Annotated in this window: 14 protein-coding genes; 8 read left to right on the top strand and 6 right to left on the bottom strand. The window is 43.7% G+C overall.

Annotated elements, in window-relative coordinates:
- Positions 1–16: 16 nt before the first annotated feature.
- A complete protein-coding gene (locus tag PR766_RS10570; RefSeq protein WP_006659594.1) occupies positions 17–1,345 on the bottom strand; it encodes a DUF3748 domain-containing protein in 1,329 nt (442 codons plus the stop codon).
- Positions 1,346–1,468: 123 nt separating this feature from the next.
- Here PR766_RS10570 and PR766_RS10575 point away from each other — a divergent pair, with 123 nt between their 5' ends.
- Positions 1,469–2,083, top strand: coding sequence for a trimeric intracellular cation channel family protein (locus PR766_RS10575; RefSeq protein WP_006659595.1), 615 nt, complete (start codon positions 1,469–1,471; stop codon positions 2,081–2,083).
- A 35-nt stretch (positions 2,084–2,118) separates the two neighbouring features.
- Here PR766_RS10575 and ligB read toward each other — a convergent pair whose 3' ends face one another.
- On the bottom strand, positions 2,119–3,813 hold the full coding sequence (ligB, locus tag PR766_RS10580) for an NAD-dependent DNA ligase LigB (RefSeq protein ID WP_154630969.1): 1,695 nt from the start codon (positions 3,811–3,813) through the stop codon (positions 2,119–2,121).
- Positions 3,814–4,130: 317 nt separating this feature from the next.
- On the opposite strand from ligB, the gene gmk reads away from it, so the two are divergent.
- Genes gmk through recG form a run of 5 tightly spaced genes read left to right on the top strand, consistent with a single transcriptional unit; the run spans position 4,131 to position 10,071 of the window.
- Complete coding sequence (gene gmk / locus PR766_RS10585) at positions 4,131–4,754, top strand: guanylate kinase (RefSeq protein WP_006659597.1); 624 nt, start codon at positions 4,131–4,133, stop codon at positions 4,752–4,754.
- Between the two features lie 56 nt (positions 4,755–4,810).
- A complete protein-coding gene (gene rpoZ, locus PR766_RS10590) occupies positions 4,811–5,086 on the top strand; it encodes a DNA-directed RNA polymerase subunit omega (RefSeq protein WP_006659598.1) in 276 nt (91 codons plus the stop codon).
- Between the two features lie 19 nt (positions 5,087–5,105).
- Positions 5,106–7,235, top strand: coding sequence for a bifunctional GTP diphosphokinase/guanosine-3',5'-bis pyrophosphate 3'-pyrophosphohydrolase (gene spoT / locus PR766_RS10595; protein WP_006663061.1), 2,130 nt, complete (start codon positions 5,106–5,108; stop codon positions 7,233–7,235).
- Positions 7,236–7,266: 31 nt separating this feature from the next.
- Positions 7,267–7,980 carry a tRNA (guanosine(18)-2'-O)-methyltransferase TrmH gene (gene trmH, locus PR766_RS10600; RefSeq protein ID WP_006663062.1) on the top strand — a complete coding sequence of 238 codons (714 nt, stop codon included), beginning with the start codon at positions 7,267–7,269 and terminating at the stop codon, positions 7,978–7,980.
- Positions 7,981–7,989: 9 nt separating this feature from the next.
- Complete coding sequence (gene recG, locus PR766_RS10605; protein ID WP_154635993.1) at positions 7,990–10,071, top strand: ATP-dependent DNA helicase RecG; 2,082 nt, start codon at positions 7,990–7,992, stop codon at positions 10,069–10,071.
- Positions 10,072–10,208: 137 nt separating this feature from the next.
- Here the strand turns inward: recG and gltS are convergent, their stop codons facing one another.
- Positions 10,209–11,423, bottom strand: a complete 1,215-nt coding sequence (gene gltS / locus PR766_RS10610) for a sodium/glutamate symporter (protein WP_006659602.1) — start codon at positions 11,421–11,423, stop codon at positions 10,209–10,211.
- A 233-nt stretch (positions 11,424–11,656) separates the two neighbouring features.
- Between gltS and PR766_RS10615 the strand changes: the two genes are divergently transcribed.
- Positions 11,657–13,045, top strand: coding sequence for a uracil-xanthine permease family protein (locus PR766_RS10615; protein ID WP_154635992.1), 1,389 nt, complete (start codon positions 11,657–11,659; stop codon positions 13,043–13,045).
- A gap of 125 nt (positions 13,046–13,170) precedes the next feature.
- Positions 13,171–14,946 (top strand): AsmA family protein, encoded by a 1,776-nt coding sequence (locus PR766_RS10620; protein WP_230086759.1) that lies wholly within the window; start codon positions 13,171–13,173, stop codon positions 14,944–14,946.
- Positions 14,947–15,019: 73 nt separating this feature from the next.
- Here the strand turns inward: PR766_RS10620 and fabY are convergent, their stop codons facing one another.
- From fabY to yihX, 3 genes are read right to left on the bottom strand one after another with little or no spacing between them, the layout of a single operon-like run.
- Positions 15,020–15,943, bottom strand: a complete 924-nt coding sequence (fabY, locus tag PR766_RS10625) for a fatty acid biosynthesis protein FabY (RefSeq protein ID WP_006663066.1) — start codon at positions 15,941–15,943, stop codon at positions 15,020–15,022.
- 26 nt (positions 15,944–15,969) lie between these two features.
- Positions 15,970–16,407: a D-aminoacyl-tRNA deacylase gene (dtd, locus tag PR766_RS10630; protein ID WP_006659606.1), complete on the bottom strand. Its 438-nt coding sequence runs from the start codon at positions 16,405–16,407 to the stop codon at positions 15,970–15,972.
- A 57-nt stretch (positions 16,408–16,464) separates the two neighbouring features.
- Positions 16,465–17,079 (bottom strand): glucose-1-phosphatase, encoded by a 615-nt coding sequence (gene yihX / locus PR766_RS10635; RefSeq protein ID WP_006659607.1) that lies wholly within the window; start codon positions 17,077–17,079, stop codon positions 16,465–16,467.
- Between the last annotated feature and the right edge of the window lie 38 nt (positions 17,080–17,117).

Genomic DNA, 17,117 nt, shown 5'->3' on the forward strand with positions numbered 1-17,117 from the left:
TTAATTCAGAGTAAAATTAATTCGCCAACCCAGTCTCAACAATATAAATCTGTCTAAACCCATCAACATCACGCATAAATGCTACAAATTTATCATTTGGAGAAAATACAACCGCATCTGCAACTGGTGCGGCGTCTGTTCTTTGCGTCAACCTTTCGATGCTGCCCGTCGCCACATGGCAACGCACAATGCTGTTATCATGAACAAAACAGAGATACTCACCTGTATTATTCCAACTAAACGCAGACTGAATTGGGGAGTTTTCAAAGGTCACTTGAGTCAATACTCCGGTTGCGGTTCCCACGGTCCATAATTGTACAATGCCTTGATTATCATGCATTAAGCAGGCAATTAACTCTCCATTTGGTGATGAGCGTAGCCAATGTCTTGGCTGTTTCGCTAAACCCGGAAATTTTCTCTGATGTGTATAGGTTAAGCGCTTTTGTTGGACACCTTTAGGTGGTGCAGGCATGGAATTTCTAGTGCCTTGCAGGGGCTCATGACTTGGGATTTTGAATTTCTCTGGGTCTTCAGGTAAATCAACCAGATAGATTTCTGGAACAACCTCACCATTATGATGATGCGTATCCCCAATAAATGCTAAGGCTCGCCGTTGCCATTGACCTTCTTGATTCCTATACCCACATTGACCAATCCACCCTTCCTCATAGGCCCGACCAATTTCGTCACTATTTGGAGTGGGAGTCAGAGTCGTTTTTGTTACAACACAGCAAAAGAAATCACCACCGTACTCTCTCGTGTGCCCAATAGGCTCGACAGTCACTGCACCAATTGGTATAGCCACCGCCACATTACGTTGATCTAATTTAGGATCGAGTTCATGCATAACATGGTCGTTGTAGGTAAAACTGAGCCACTTTCCGTCTGGACTAAAAACATGTACATGAGTCCCTCCCCTTAACGCTCCTGCAATATAGGGTGGAGTAATACACATCGCATCGATGGGATGTGCATTTCCAAGCTGATTATCGTAGACATAGACACCTCGGCGGTGATGAAAATCATACTGCCAAGACTCATCTGGATGTTCAGGTCCTTGAATAAACGCATAACGAGGAGGATTTTCAGCACTCACTGTCACCACTCCGACGTGGGATCCGTGCTGGCTACGATAGATTTCGACTTTTTGCTGCGTCGTGACATGAATTTTTTCTATAGTTTGCCCAGTAAATGAACTGCCGCTTGGTCGGACATCATAAGCAAGCCATTCGCTATCTGGTGTCCAAACATTAATATTTGTAAGCTGATGACTACGCGCTTCATCGGTAATACGCTTTTCTTTATAAGGCATTTTACTGTTCAATCTGTTATCCTTTGACATCATTTAATACAGGCTATCGGATTACTTTAACTAATCAATTCTTAATGAGAGCAAAAAATCTCAGTCGAGAAGCTACACAAGTAATATTACCCTTAAACAATCACTATAGTATTGAATAAAACCATCATGTTATTAAGTGTTCTTTATATTATTGGTATTACTGCCGAAGCCATGACTGGCGCTTTAGCTGCTGGACGTCGTAAAATGGACGTCTTTGGCGTGATCATTATCGCATCTGCGACCGCTATCGGTGGCGGATCTGTTCGTGATATTTTGCTCGGACATTACCCTCTCGGTTGGGTTGCTCATCCTGAGTACATTATGACCGTGGCTGGTGCCGCCGTTGTTACGATCTGGATAGCCCCAATGATGAAACACCTTCGTCGACTCTTTTTAATACTCGATGCAATTGGCTTAATTGTTTTCTCAATTTTAGGTGCCCAAATTGCTCTCGATATGAATTATAGCCCTATCATTGCCGCTATTGCTGCGGTGGTAACTGGCGTATTCGGCGGCGTTCTTCGCGATATGCTATGCAATACCATCCCCCTAGTCTTCCAAAAAGAAGTTTATGCGGGTGTTTCTTTTGCCGCTGCATGGCTATACATTGGTTTGCTGTATACCCCGCTACCTAAAGATATCGTGGTGATTATCACTTTAGTCGCTGGTTTAAGCGCTCGGTTACTTGCCATTCGCTATCGCTTGGGGTTACCAATTTTCAATTACGAAAGCCAAGATTAATGCTCTCATTTTCTATCAGCCATTAGCGTTAACAACTAATGGCTGATGCCTAAATTCTGCAAAGTTTGTAATGCCTGTTTAATTTCGGGCGCTGCCAGCCACTGTTGTAGTGCTTGCTTCCTCGTCTCAGATACCGCCATCTTTTCTATCTGTTCTGGTTCATTCAATGTCGTAATTGCCGCTATTTTTTCTAATTGTTCAGCCTTTAGCGGAATACCCAATCCTTTCAACCAATTTGCCATTAGTTGATGTTGTGCTTGCTGAAGTTGTTCAAGAGCATTAGCGGTTTGTTGAGTTTTAGGTAATCTATTTTGCCAATCAGGAGATAACCATCCGAGTAACTCCGACAGCCCATATTTTTCTACCCACACCATCCATGTTTTTTCACCGACACCACGAATATTAAGTTGCTTACCCAACCAAGTGAGCCGAGCAACAAACTGAGAGGCACAATCTGTCGAATAAGATAAACAACTCAATGCATGAAAGTTTTCCAATGGTAATGTATTAAGGTATTGTCGCGGTTCCTGTCTCCATATGACTTTTTCCATTAATGGAGCACCGTGCCCAGATAGCGTCAGCTGAATTTTATCTCCCACTAACACATCTTTTTGTTTCCACGAATTGAGTGAACCTAAGCGTATTTTACTGACTTTTTTATCATCTATCCTGACTGGTTCAATGTTTGCAATGACATTCACTACTCCCGACCTTCCTACCCGAAAAGTTAAATCAACAACATCTGAAACAACACTTTTTAGTGGGTATTTCCAGGCAATACTCCAACTGTTTTGGTTTGCTCGCCAAGCTGATGATGACGGTGTCGGAAAACTTTTTAGAACAACACCGTCCGTCGCGAATGGCATTGAGATTGAATAGTAGTGATCACGCCACTGCGCGATAGATTGGCTCTCTACTATGGGGTGGCTATACCGTTGCGCCAAATCGAATCCTAGCATTGCCAGCTCACTAAGTTGCTGACTCATAGGCGTCGAGTTATCAGGCCAAGACCAAATAAACACACCAATATCATCCGTTACTTGTGCAGGCATATCTTTACGCATCAACCAACCCGCAACTTTACTCCTCGCATTTTGTCCCCCATCTATTTTTTGTACATGTTCATTAAGCTTCCAGAATAACTCTCCTTGTAAAACAATAGATTGCTTTATTGAAATTGTTTTTGGGATCCCCTGAATAAAATCCGCTTTTTCTCGCCAATTAAGTCCTTTGCTACCGTCACCTCGACTGATCATTGACACTAAGCGCCCATTCTCATAGTGCAAAGTCACCGCCACACCATCTACTTTGGGTTGCAACCATACTTCATGACGTGACTCTAGCCAGGGTGCTATTTCCTTAAATTTCAATTTTTTCAACCCAGTATGAGGAATGGGGTGCTTCACTAATCGTTCCGTATTAGGCTGTACTGGTTGTGGCAATCTATCAGGCAAATTTAGACAGCGCTGTCCACGTCGCCACTGAGCCAGAATCTGGTCATAAACTTCATCACTAACCTCACTTACTCCCTCTATTTGATATTGCCGATCCCACTCTTGTAGCTGCTCCCCTAGCCGTAATTGTTCCGCTCCCATTAATTTATCATCTAATGTGTGACATATTTTCTGGGAATCAACGAACTCTGTACCATAAGCTATTGATACTGCGTATTGAAGTAATAGGCAAAACCAACCAAATTTCCAGAACTTCCTGACTGAAAAATAGTACATAATATCCCTATCATATTTGTGTTAAATAAATTGCACTAAACTGCATAGCGCTGCGTTGCTATCGTATTCTGAGTGATTAAATCAAGGGACACAGTAAGTCATGCCGTTAATTGCATAACGTTTCGCAAAACAAATGGTATTTTCATTAAGTTAAATTTATTTTCTGGAAGGCGTTCACAGTTTTTCAATTACCAAAATTTTTTTATTCATAATTCATGGTTAATTGATATCGCTGCATGTTGTCTTAAGTACGTGTATACTATGTAGGGTTTATCGCTATCTTTTATGTCTAACCCTCAAATATTCAAGAAATCATCATGATACAAGGCACGTTATATATTCTCTCTGCGCCTAGCGGTGCAGGTAAGTCCAGTCTTATCCAAGCATTATTGAAGACACAACCGTTGTATGACACGCAAGTTTCTGTTTCTCATACAACTCGAGCTGCACGTCCAGGTGAAGTTCATGGGGAGCATTACTTCTTTGTTTCTGAAACCGAGTTTCTCCAGATGGTTGATAATAATGACTTTTTAGAGCATGCCTGTGTTTTCGGTAACTATTATGGCACCTCAAAACCTATTATTGAGGAAGTCCTAAATAGCGGAGTGGATGTATTTCTTGATATCGACTGGCAAGGTGCTCAGCAAATTCGTACGAAAATGCCTGAAGCACGGAGTATTTTTATACTACCTCCTTCAAAAGATGAGCTCTATCGTCGTCTTCGTGGTCGTGGGCAAGATAGTGATGAAGTCATTGAAAAGCGCATGTCGCAAGCTGTTGGTGAAATCGAGCACTACAATGAATACGATTACGTTATCGTAAACGACGATTTCAACACTGCACTGAGCGATTTACAGTCAATCATGCGTGCGGAGCGTTTGAAATTAAGCCGCCAAGTCCAGCGACATGGTGCTTTAATCAGCAAATTACTAGCAGACTGAGAATAGTTTCAGTATCATATCAGGTCATTTTTTTATTTCTTTGGAGTAGCACACTTATGGCACGCGTAACTGTTCAAGACGCAGTAGAAAAAATTGGTAACCGTTTTGACCTCGTACTGGTCGCAGCACGTAGAGCTCGTCAGTTACAAACTGGTGGTAAAGATCCTTTAGTTCCAGAAGAAAACGATAAGCATACTGTTATCGCGCTACGTGAAGTAGAAGAAGGTTTAATTAACGGTCACATTTTGGATGTGCGTGAACGCCAGGAACAGCAAGAGCAAGAAGCCGCTGAAATGCAGGCAGTTTCTGCGATCGCTGAAGGTCGTCGCTAATTACTAAGGTGGGTCTGCCTTGTATCTGTTTGAAAGCCTAAATCTCATAATTCAGCAATATCTCCCTAAGGAGCAAGTTGAGTTACTGAAAAAAGCCTATGTTGTCGCACGGGATGCCCATGAAGGACAAACCCGTTCCAGTGGTGAGCCTTATATTACTCACCCTGTTGCCGTTGCTTGTATTCTGGCTGAAATGCGTTTGGATCATGAAACACTGATGGCTGCGCTACTTCATGATGTGATTGAAGACACTCCAGCGACATTTCAAGACATCGAGCAATTGTTTGGAACCACCGTTGCAGGGCTTGTTGAAGGCGTTTCCAAACTGGATAAGCTGAATTTCCGCGACAAGAAAGAAGCTCAAGCAGAAAACTTCCGCAAAATGATCATGGCAATGGTTAAAGATATCCGTGTCATTTTGATCAAACTGGCAGACCGCACTCACAATATGCGCACGCTTGGGTCACTTAGACCCGATAAGCGTCGCCGCATAGCGCGTGAAACGCTGGAAATATACAGTCCCCTCGCGCACCGTTTAGGTATCCACCATATTAAAACTGAGCTTGAAGAGCTAGGTTTTGAAGCGCTTTATCCAAACCGTTATCGAGTTATCAAGGAAGTGGTGAAATCCGCCCGAGGTAACCGCAAAGAAATGATCCAAAAAATCCTTTCGGAAATTGACGGTCGATTAACTGAAGCAGGTATACCTTGTACCGTCAGCGGTCGAGAAAAACATCTGTATTCTATTTATCGAAAAATGCATCAAAAAGAGCAGCGATTCCATTCGATTATGGATATCTATGCCTTTCGCGTCATCGTTGAAGACGTTGATACCTGTTACCGTGTTTTAGGTCAAATGCACAGTCTCTATAAACCTCGTCCGGGGCGTATTAAAGACTATATTGCCATTCCTAAAGCTAACGGTTACCAATCCCTACATACATCCTTAATCGGGCCTCACGGGGTTCCTGTTGAAGTACAAATTCGTACTGAAGACATGGATCAAATGGCAGAAATGGGTGTTGCTGCTCATTGGGCATACAAAGCACAAGGGGAGCAGGGAACCACAGCACAGGTAAAAGCACAGCGCTGGATGCAAAGCTTACTCGAACTCCAACAGAGTGCGGGGAGCTCATTTGAATTTATTGAAAGTGTAAAATCAGACCTGTTTCCTGACGAAATTTACGTTTTCACTCCTGAAGGTCGTATTGTCGAATTACCGACAGGCGCAACCCCTGTGGACTTTGCTTACGCTGTTCACACTGACATCGGTCATGCCTGCGTCGGTGCACGTGTTGATCGCCAACCTTACCCGCTTTCCCAACCACTCTCGAGTGGTCAAACAGTTGAAATTATTACTGCTCCGGGAGCTCGACCAAACGCTGCATGGTTAAACTTTGTCGTGAGCTCCAAAGCTCGTGCGAAAATCCGCCAACTGCTGAAAAATTTAAAACGCGAAGACTCTGTCAATTTAGGTCGTCGTCTACTCAATCATGCGTTAGGTGCAGGAACAAAAATCACCGATATTCCACGTGAAAGCATCGATGCTGAATTAGCACGCATGAAGCTGCACTCTGTTGATGACTTGCTCGCTGAGATTGGTTTAGGTAATGCCATGAGTGTTGTGGTTGCACGCAACTTACAAAATAACCCTCAAAGTGCTCAACCAAATGCAGTTGAAGAGCCTGTTATTACAGAAAACCGTCATAAACTGTCTATCAAAGGTGCTGATGGTGTCTTGATCACCTTCGCAAAATGCTGTCGCCCGATCCCTGGGGACCCTATTATTGCGCATATTAGCCCAGGTAAAGGTTTGGTTATTCACCATGAGTCTTGCCGTAATATTCGCGGTTACCAAAAAGAACCCGATAAATTTATGGCTGTCGAGTGGGATACCGAGACAGATACTGATTTTATCGCTGAAATTAAAGTCGATATGATAAACCATCAAGGTGCATTGGCTAACTTGACCGCAGCTATCAATGACGCGAATTCAAGTATTCAAAGCATGAATACCGAAGAAAAAGATGGTCGTGTTTACTGTGCCTTTATTCGCTTATCAATTAAAAACCGAATTCAATTGGCAAACGTCATGCGTAAAATTCGTATTATGCCTGATGTACTTCGTGTCAGTCGAAATCGTAATTAATTGATATAATTAAAAAATACCAAAACATACTATGAATGAACGCCGCTATCGCCGCATTTGCCAAATGATGGCGATGCGGCAGCCCGACCTAACTCTCTGCCTCGAAGAGATCCATAAACCCCATAATGTTTCTGCCATTGTGCGCAGTGCTGATGCCGTGGGGATCCACAATATTCATGCTGTTTGGCCAGACCAACACGTTAAACTTTCCGTGTCTTCCGCTGCGGGAAGCAATAGCTGGGTAAAGGTCATCCCCCATCAATCCACTGAAAACGCAATTTCTCAAATAAAATCCCAAGGAATGCAGATTCTAGTCACTAACCTATCGGATAGTGCCGTTGATTTTCGCGAAATTGATTATACCCAACCAACCTGTATTATGGTGGGACAGGAAAAAACGGGGATCTCCGACAAAGCATTAGCCCTTGCAGATCAGCATATTATCATTCCTATGGTTGGAATGGTTCAGTCACTCAATGTCTCCGTCGCCTCTGCACTTATTTTGTATGAAGCCCAGCGCCAGCGCCAATTGGCAGGCATGTATGATCGCGAAAATAGTCTATTATCTGAGCAGGAACAACAAGAGTGGCTGTTTGAGGGGGGATATCCCGTACTCGCCGAAGTCGCAAAACGCAAAGGTCTTCCTCGCCCATATATTAACCAACAGGGTCAAATAGAAGCCGATGATATTTGGTGGGCACACATGCAGCTTTCTGAAAAAATGAAGAGAAAACAACTCAGCTAAGGAATCGACATGAACCGTGGTCTACTTAATACCATTTCACTGACTTCACTGCATGGCATTGGTGCCAGCCAGTCAGAAAAAATGCGTAAAATAGGTTTGAACACCGTTCAGGACCTGCTTCTACATTTTCCACTTCGTTATGAAGATCATACGCGTTTATACCACATTAAAGACCTCATGCCCGGCACCACCGCCACTATCACTGGCGAAGTTCTGCAAACCAAAGTGGTATTTGGTCGCAAACGTATGATGACCTGCCTGATAAGCGACGGTACAGGCAATCTAACTCTGCGTTTTTTCAACTTTTCTGCTGCGATGAAAAATAGCTTAGCAGAAGGTCGCCAAGTTACCGCTTATGGCGAAGTACGGCGCGGTAATACTGGACCTGAAATTATTCACCCTGAATATAAAGTGTCCCAAGAAGCGGATAATGTCACCCTTCAAGAAAACTTAACACCGGTTTACCCGACAACTGAAGGCGTTCGCCAAGCCACACTGCGCAAAGTGATAGATCAAGCGATCGCCATGTTAGACAGCAGTAACATTCAGGAACTACTTCCTGAAGAATTTAGCCGTAGCTTAATTAGTTTACCTGACGCAATTCGGCTGCTGCACAACCCGCCGCCCGATGTCTCATTAGACGAGTTGGAAAAAGGTCATCATCCCGCTCAAAAGCGCTTGATCCTAGAAGAACTACTTGCTCACCATTTAAGCATGCTTGCGATTCGAGCAGGTAATGAACGACTCTATGCCGAGCCATTGATTTCCACAGGAAAATTGAAAGCACCGCTACTGGCAAATTTACCCTTTTCTCCAACCAATGCTCAAAAACGCGTTGTCGCGGAAATCGAAGCTGATTTACACAAAAATGCACCGATGATGCGTTTGATCCAAGGCGATGTCGGTTCAGGAAAAACCTTGGTCGCTGCCTTAGCCGCAATTTGCGCCATTGAAAATGGCAAACAAGTGGCATTAATGGCACCGACTGAAATCCTCGCAGAGCAGCATGCGAGCACATTTAAACAATGGTTCGAGCCTTTAGGGATTAAAGTTGGCTGGTTGGCTGGAAAACAGAAAGGTAAAGCCCGCCAGCAGCAGCAAGATGCTATTGCTAATGGCGAAGTTTCTATGGTGATTGGTACTCATGCAATCTTTCAAGAACACGTTAGCTTTCATTCATTAGGGTTAGTCATCATCGATGAGCAACATCGCTTTGGCGTTCACCAGCGGCTCGCGTTGCGTGAGAAAGGTGAACAACAAGGTTTCCATCCTCATCAATTAATTATGACCGCCACGCCAATCCCACGCACGCTAGCGATGACCGCCTATGCTGACCTAGATACATCAGTGATTGACGAACTTCCTCCGGGAAGAACACCAGTCACCACCGTCGCAATTCCTGATTCGCGACGTAGCGACATTGTCGAACGTGTTCGCCAAGCTTGTTTAGAGGAAGGACGACAAGCTTACTGGGTATGTACATTAATTGATGATTCTGAGGTACTTGAAGCCCAAGCAGCTCAAGCCACAAGTGAAGAACTCGCACTTGCATTACCTGAACTCAAAGTAGGTCTGGTACACGGTAGAATGAAGCCTACCGAAAAGCAGAGCATCATGGCGGCTTTTAAAAATAACGAAATTCAGTTGTTAGTTGCTACCACCGTAATCGAAGTCGGTGTCGATGTTCCTAATGCAAGTTTAATGATTATTGATAACCCAGAACGACTTGGGCTAGCGCAGTTGCACCAGTTACGAGGGCGGGTTGGTCGTGGTTCCGTTGCATCGCACTGTGTACTGCTTTATAAAACGCCACTCACCCATACTGCTAAGCAGCGCTTGCAGGTTTTACGTGACAGCAACGATGGCTTTGTGATTGCTCAAAAAGATTTGGAGATCCGCGGACCAGGAGAGCTATTAGGCACAAGACAGACGGGAAATGCTGACTTTAAAGTCGCTGATTTATTGCGCGATCAGTATATGTTGCCGGAAGTGCAACGTCTCGCACGCCACATACAACAAAACTACCCTGAACATGCTCAGAAGATTATTGAGCGCTGGCTTCCCGAACGCGAGCAATACAGTCACGCTTAAGCTCTTTTTATCTCACCGACTTTTTTCGCCCACCTAAAATGAAAATTGCCGTGAACACATCCATGTCCACGGCAATACCTGCTTTATTTATACATTTAGTTATATATGTTTGTATTTACTTAAATACTTATTGCGTGTTAACCGCCAATTGTTGGAAAAACGGGTAACCACAAGTAGAACTTGATGACTAACGCATTCACAATATCGATAAAGAATGCACCAACCATTGGTACGACTAAGAATGCTAAGTGAGATGGACCAAATTTATCCGTCACGGCTTGCATGTTAGCGATAGCCGTTGGTGTTGCCCCTAAACCGAAGCCACAATGACCTGCAGCCAAAATCGCAGCATCATAGTTTTTGCCCATGACTCGGAAGGTAACAAAAATCGCATAACACGCCATTACACAAGCTTGAACGCCGAGAATAACTAACATTGGGATCGCCAAAGATGCCAGTTCCCACAGTTTTAAACTCATGAGAGCCATCGCTAAGAATAAGGATAGGCTAACGTTACCCATGACAGACACTGCGCGGTCAAATACTCGATAAAAACCAAGTAAAGACAAACTGTTACTTAAAATAACCCCGACAAACAAGACACATACAAATTTCGGCAGTGCAAATGCCGTACCTGCTAGTAACCCTGCAATCCAACTTCCTGCCAATAAACAGATAGCAATCAACGCAATAGTTTCAATCAGCACCATTGAGTTAATCATACGGTTGGATTGTGGTTTTTCAAATGCGGTAGGAACATCTTTGTCCTCATCCGCAGTACCCGGTGTTGGGATATTACGAATTAAGAAACGTGCAACAGGACCACCAATGAGTCCACCAAGTACTAAACCAAAAGTTGCACAGGCCATCGCAACTTCAGTTGCACTCTTGAAGCCGTAATCTTCCGTAAAGATTTTACCCCATGCAGCACCAGTACCATGACCACCCGATAAAGTGATTGAACCAGCTAATAGTCCCATCAGAGGGTCTAGACCTAATAATTTCGCGAGTGCGATACCGACTGTATTTTGAACCAGTAATAAACCGACGACGACAAAAATGAAGATTAACAATGCCTTACCACCAGCTTTTAAGCTAGCTAAGTTGGCATTCAAACCAATGGTTGCAAAGAATGCAAGCATCATCGGTTCTTGCAGTGATAAGTCGAAAGAAAGGCTCCAGTCAAAAACTTGCTTAACCACTAACAGGCTAAAAGCAACTAATAATCCCCCAGCTACGGGTTCAGGGATGGTGTACTTTTCAAGAAATGAAACCGATTTTACCAGTTTACGTCCGAGTAATAGCACTAGCGTGGCTGCGACCAGTGTGCCGTAGACATCGAGATGATACATTTACGTACCTCGTCTGTTGTTAATATTATTTAAAACTAATTAGACGTTATTTTTTTCCTTAAAACGCCAAAAGCAGGTGCAGGGATTAGAAAAAAAAATCGCGATAAATACAAGTTAAAACATATAAAAATGTGACGCTCTTAATTTAAAACCCAACTTAATTTTTTTGCGCAAACGATTGCTTTTTGTATTATTCTCTTTAAAATGCGCTTTTTGCTAGTGGAACTGGAACAATGAACGCAACGGCATCTGAAGAACAAAATGTTGAAAAAACAGTACAAAATCAAAGTGAACTGATCTACCGCCTTGAAGATAGACCTCCGCTTCCTCAGGCTCTATTTGCTGCAGGGCAACATCTATTAGCGATGTTTGTCGCCGTTATCACCCCTGCAATGTTGATTTGCCAAGCACTTGGGCTACCCGCTCACGATACCCAGCGCATTATTAGCATGTCATTGTTTGCTTCAGGAATTGCTTCATTAATTCAAATCCGTGCTTGGGGTCCTATCGGCTCTGGGTTACTGTCAATTCAAGGCACCAGTTTCAACTTTGTTGCACCATTGATTATGGGTGGTGTTGCACTTAAGCAAGGCGGAGCCGATATTCCGTCAATGATGGCAGCATTATTCGGCACTTTAATGGTCGCAGCGCTGACTGAAGTCATCTTATCTCGCTTTTTACACTTGGCTCGCCGAGTTATCACGCCGCTAGTTTCAGGTGTTGTCGTGATGATCATTGGTTTATCGTTAATTCAAGTCGGTTTAACCTCTATCGGTGGTGGTTACGGCGCGCTGAGTAATAATACTTTCGGCTCCCCTGATAACCTGATTCTAGCCGGTATTGTTTTAGCCGTGATTATTTTGCTAACTCGTCAGAAAAATCCGTACCTACGTGTTGCTTCTTTAGTGATTGCGATGGCGGTAGGCTATCTTGCTGCATGGTGGATGGATATGCTGCCAACAGCACAAGCCAGTGATGCCAAGCAATCCCTGATAACGATTCCTGAACCTTTCTATTATGGTCTCTCTTTTGATTGGAACTTGCTGATCCCATTGATCTTGATTTTTATGGTGACTTCTTTAGAAACCATTGGTGATATCACGGCGACCTCTGATGTCTCAGAACAACCAGTGCGTGGTCCGCTGTATATGAAACGCATTAAAGGTGGAGTTTTGGCAAATGGTCTAAACTCCATGGTTTCTGCGGTATTCAATACCTTTCCTAACTCCTGCTTTGGGCAAAATAATGGTGTGATCCAATTAACTGGGGTGGCTAGCCGTTATGTTGGTTACTTAGTCGCGCTAATGTTAGTGCTGCTGGGTCTATTTCCAGCAGTGGCAGGTTTTGTGCAACAAATTCCTGAGCCTGTTCTAGGTGGGGCTACAATTGTTATGTTCGGTACCATTGCGGCATCGGGTGTACGCATTGTTTCACGTGAGCCGCTTAATCGTCGCGCCATTATGATCATTGCGTTGTCGCTTGCCGTCGGCATGGGTGTTTCCCAGCAACCTTTAATTCTACAATTCGCACCTGATTGGCTGAAAACCCTGTTCTCATCCGGTATTGCTGCCGGTGGCTTAACTGCGATTGTACTGAACCTGATTTTCCCTCACGAAAAATAATCTCCCATACCGCCGCAAATGTTGAACACGTCGGCGGTTCTTCTGTATGCTATCCTTCAGTTGCCGATATATTAAACATATCGGCGATTTCTATTTCTATCTGATTGATAAGGGAGCAGACAAACGTGAAAGGGTTATTGAAGTTTATCGGTTATATTTTTCTGCTTCTTTTCATTGTGTTGCTCGCTGGCTATATTGCCTTACAAACCCGCTGGGGTGCAGGTTACGCAAGCCAGTTTCTGAGTAAATTTACACCTTATGATATTAAGGTCGGCATCATGGGGCACCAGTTCTCTGAGCCGGGTAAATTTATTTTCCAAGACATTACCATTGCATCTAACAATAAAGACCTTGGTCTTGATGCTCGGCAGATTGTTGTAGATATCAATTGGCGTCATCTTTTTAGTGGTGAAGCCATCCAACGTTTAACGATGACTCAAGGCAACTTATCTGTAAATTTTACCGATAAAACAACGCCACTACCGCTTTCAGCGAAAGTTCTGCAATTTGAAAATAGCCAAATCCAATTAACCCAAGGGACCAATACATTACAAGTCGCGGGTTTTACAGGTGGAATCACGCCATGGAAACCAACCGTTGAAAACCCATTTGGTTATGGTGATTTTCGTTTTACTACCAACCAAATGATGGTTAATTCACTCCCCTTTAGAAATGTGGCAATAACTGGGAAATTACAGGAAAAAGTGACAGACTTTAGCCAAGTCAGTGGCTATCTCAATAATGGCTCGATAGCGGGCAAAGGCAAATGGTTTTCCGACGGTTCAATCACGATAGATAACCTTTCGATGAATAAAGTTGGCTGGCAAAATGACCTCACATTTGATGCCTTATTTGATGCCATAAACAGTCATCGAACAGTACAAATTAACCAGCTACAGCTCACCAATGTGGATATTCAGGGACGTGACTGGGCGCTTTCTGGATTGAGCAGCGAAATTGATCAAATTAGCCTTGTCAGAGGCAGTTGGAGCAGCCCCAAAAGCCATATTAATTTCAATGTCGAGCAATTGGTTATTCAGGACCAACAGGTTGATACGCTCATCGGTGAGCTGAGCATTGACGGTGATAACCTCAATATTGATAAGCTCTCAGGCTACTACAATAAAGGCATTTTTAATCTAAGTGCGATTTGGCAACGTAATGATAAATCACTGACCATCACTGAGGGAACACTCGCTGGGGTTCTGTATACTTTGCCAGATAATTGGCTCTCGTTCTTTGCTCAACCCGCGCCAGCGTGGTTATCCACATTCGCCATTGATAACTTCACCATCACGCAATCTTTGCTAATGAATATTCAACCCGAGTTTCCTTTTGAATTTACGGCGCTCAGTGGCAATATTCGTTATGTTGACCTCATCAAGCAAAAACAGTGGGGAATTTGGCGGGGGCAAGCGACATTCAATGCTGATGCAGGTACCATCAATCAAGTGATGATCCGCCGTCCTCTTTTAGAAATAGCAGGAAGTAATGGGCGTACCGCCGCCAGCCTCAGTGGAAGCGTTGACCGTGGTATCGCAAAAATCGGTTTACTGGCACAGCAAGAGCCGAATAAAGTACCTTTTGAATTACGTGCATCAGGCACCAACATTGATTTAGGTAATTTGAATCAATGGGGCTGGTCAGGCTTTTCACCGCAGATGTGGGGGGATTTTGAGGCCTCATTACAAGGGGATTTACTCGCATCGCCCCTTGCATCGAGCTTAAATGGAAAATTAACCGCGGTCCCCCTTCAGGGAAGCCGTATTGTCCGTACTGTCGTTGATGGGTATGTCACCTCTAGCATGGCTTCCCAAGAGCCATCCACAGAGTCTCAAGCTACCCCAGCGGCTAACACCTATCCTGTTGATGGACACGTGCCGACTATTGTGACTCAGTAATCTCAATGAATAGATAATAAAAAAGCAGGTATATCCTATCAGATATCCTGCTTTTTATTTTTACATGGTTAAGTTAGGCGTTTTTATCTGTCTTCGATTCAGGTAATACCATGTATACACCACTAAACACTGCACCCACTTGGTTTTCTGCATTAGTAACATGCACTTCCAATTTGACTCGTGCTTTGCTACCTCGAGCTAAACGGTCAAGGTCGCCACTGAGATGAGAAAGATCCGCGACTGCCGTTGGGCGTCCGCTAACCGGTTTTGCATAGCGAATATTGGCATCCACCAGCACGATTTCTCCGCCTAGCTTATTTTCTTGTAATAATAACCAAATCATTCCCCAACCAGTTAATGTGGCAAGAGAAAACTGGCTACCTGCAAAAATGGTGTTATGAGGGTTTTGATTTCCGGCTTCCGGCATGGTCGTTACAAATCGCTTACCCGTATATTGCTCAATGCGCACGCCCATCTTTTCACTCAAGGGAATGTATTTGTGCCAAGCTTGCTGAAGTTCACCACACCAATCAGGGCGATGAAGAATTTGATCTAAGGTCTCAATTGGCTTAATCATTAAATAATGGCGAACTGGCGTTTTGAGCTCACCCATCGCTTCTCCGCGACTTTCAAAACCCATTTTTGCAAAGAACGGTACCGCCTCTTCTCGCACACTGGAAACAATGCGTTTGACGCCTTCACGCCTTGCAATGGTTTCAAGTGCCATGATAATGAGCTTGCCAAGACCTTTACCTTGCATAACGGGATTCACAGCAAGAAATCGGATAGCACCTTCGTTATCTGCATTAATATACAAGCGACCAATCGCTAAGATACGATTCTTTTCATCGACCACCATTTGGTGGTGAGCGGTTAGGTCATAACCGTCTTTTTCCGAGCCAAGGGGTTGTTTGAACGGCTCTCGCAGCATTGACCAACGAAATTGATAATATGCAGCGAATTCAAGTTCATCTTTCGGTGTCCGTAAATGGTACATCTCTCCCCCTCCCTTAAACGATTTTTCTACACTTGTAACCAGAAGGTGACTGGACCATCATTGGTCAAGTTCACTTGCATATCCGCAGCAAATTCACCGGTTTCAGTCGTGATACCTTGCGTACGACTTTGCTCAACAAAGTATTGATATAATTGGTCAGCTTTTGTGGGTTCCGCTCCACCAGAGAAACTCGGGCGCATTCCTTTCTTCGTATCTGCTGCTAATGTAAATTGTGAAACTACGAGTAGACTTCCACCAGCTTGCTGAACATTGAGATTCATTTTGCCTTGTTCGTCGCTAAAAATACGATATCCAAGAACTTTCTCGCAAAGGCGTTTTGCTTTCTGCTCGTCATCGTCTTTTTCAACACCCAGCAGAACTAAAAGACCGGGGCCAATTTGTCCCACTGTTTTTTCATCAACAACTACACTCGCGTGAGTGACTCTTTGAATTAATGCAATCATGGGTACTCGATAAAAAAGAAGGAGTAACGTTATCGCTACTCCTTATTAAGAACGGGATTATTCGACTTCTGCACTAAAATCGTAAGTACGGAAATATTCAGGCACCGTATCTTTATTCAGAACATGGACACCTTTGATACCAAGCGCTTCTGCGGCTTTGACGTTTTCTTCAACATCATCAAAGAAAACGGCATCGGCGGCGTCAAATTCCTCAGATTCCAGAACATATTTGAAAATTTCTGGATCTGGTTTACGCATCCCTAAATCTTGGGATAAATACAGGAAGTCAGAGGAAGCTGCAATTTCTGGGTAGTGTTCTGGCCAATAATCCAAGTGTAGGCGGTTGGTGTTAGATAACACAACAACACGGTGACCTTGCTCACGCAGACGTTCCATAATATCAATGACTTCTGGTCTTAGTGAGATGAAAATTGAGTGCCAGCCTTCTGCAAAATCTTCAAAGCTTAGAGTGATACCCATCTCTTCACAAAGCAGTTCAGCAAATTCGATATCTGAAATTTTGCCACACTCATGGAGCTGGAAGATATTGCCAAAAGTGAATCGCTTTTTGATTTCTGAACTTGGGGTTCCACTCAGTTCAGACCATTTATCAAATACACGATTGAAGTCGATATCAATAATCACATTACCCATATCGAAGATATACAGCATACATTGCCCTCTTAGTTATTCATTAAATTTACTTTAAT

Origin of the sequence: Providencia sp. PROV208 (assembly GCF_028479465.1) — a bacterium.
GTDB lineage: Bacteria > Pseudomonadota > Gammaproteobacteria > Enterobacterales > Enterobacteriaceae > Providencia > Providencia alcalifaciens.

Bases quoted from the DNA above. Each gene is read 5' to 3' on its own strand.
- PR766_RS10570 (WP_006659594.1), bottom strand. From the start codon at position 1,345: ATGATGTCAAAGGATAACAGATTGAACAGTAAAATGCCTTATAAAGAA.
- rpoZ (WP_006659598.1), top strand. From the start codon at position 4,811: ATGGCACGCGTAACTGTTCAAGACGCAGTAGAAAAAATTGGTAACCGT.
- ligB (WP_154630969.1), bottom strand. From the start codon at position 3,813: ATGTACTATTTTTCAGTCAGGAAGTTCTGGAAATTTGGTTGGTTTTGC.
- yihX (WP_006659607.1), bottom strand. From the start codon at position 17,079: ATGCTGTATATCTTCGATATGGGTAATGTGATTATTGATATCGACTTC.
- dtd (WP_006659606.1), bottom strand. From the start codon at position 16,407: ATGATTGCATTAATTCAAAGAGTCACTCACGCGAGTGTAGTTGTTGAT.
- PR766_RS10615 (WP_154635992.1), top strand. From the start codon at position 11,657: ATGAACGCAACGGCATCTGAAGAACAAAATGTTGAAAAAACAGTACAA.
- gltS (WP_006659602.1), bottom strand. From the start codon at position 11,423: ATGTATCATCTCGATGTCTACGGCACACTGGTCGCAGCCACGCTAGTG.
- PR766_RS10575 (WP_006659595.1), top strand. From the start codon at position 1,469: ATGTTATTAAGTGTTCTTTATATTATTGGTATTACTGCCGAAGCCATG.
- recG (WP_154635993.1), top strand. From the start codon at position 7,990: ATGAACCGTGGTCTACTTAATACCATTTCACTGACTTCACTGCATGGC.
- trmH (WP_006663062.1), top strand. From the start codon at position 7,267: ATGAATGAACGCCGCTATCGCCGCATTTGCCAAATGATGGCGATGCGG.
- gmk (WP_006659597.1), top strand. From the start codon at position 4,131: ATGATACAAGGCACGTTATATATTCTCTCTGCGCCTAGCGGTGCAGGT.
- fabY (WP_006663066.1), bottom strand. From the start codon at position 15,943: ATGTACCATTTACGGACACCGAAAGATGAACTTGAATTCGCTGCATAT.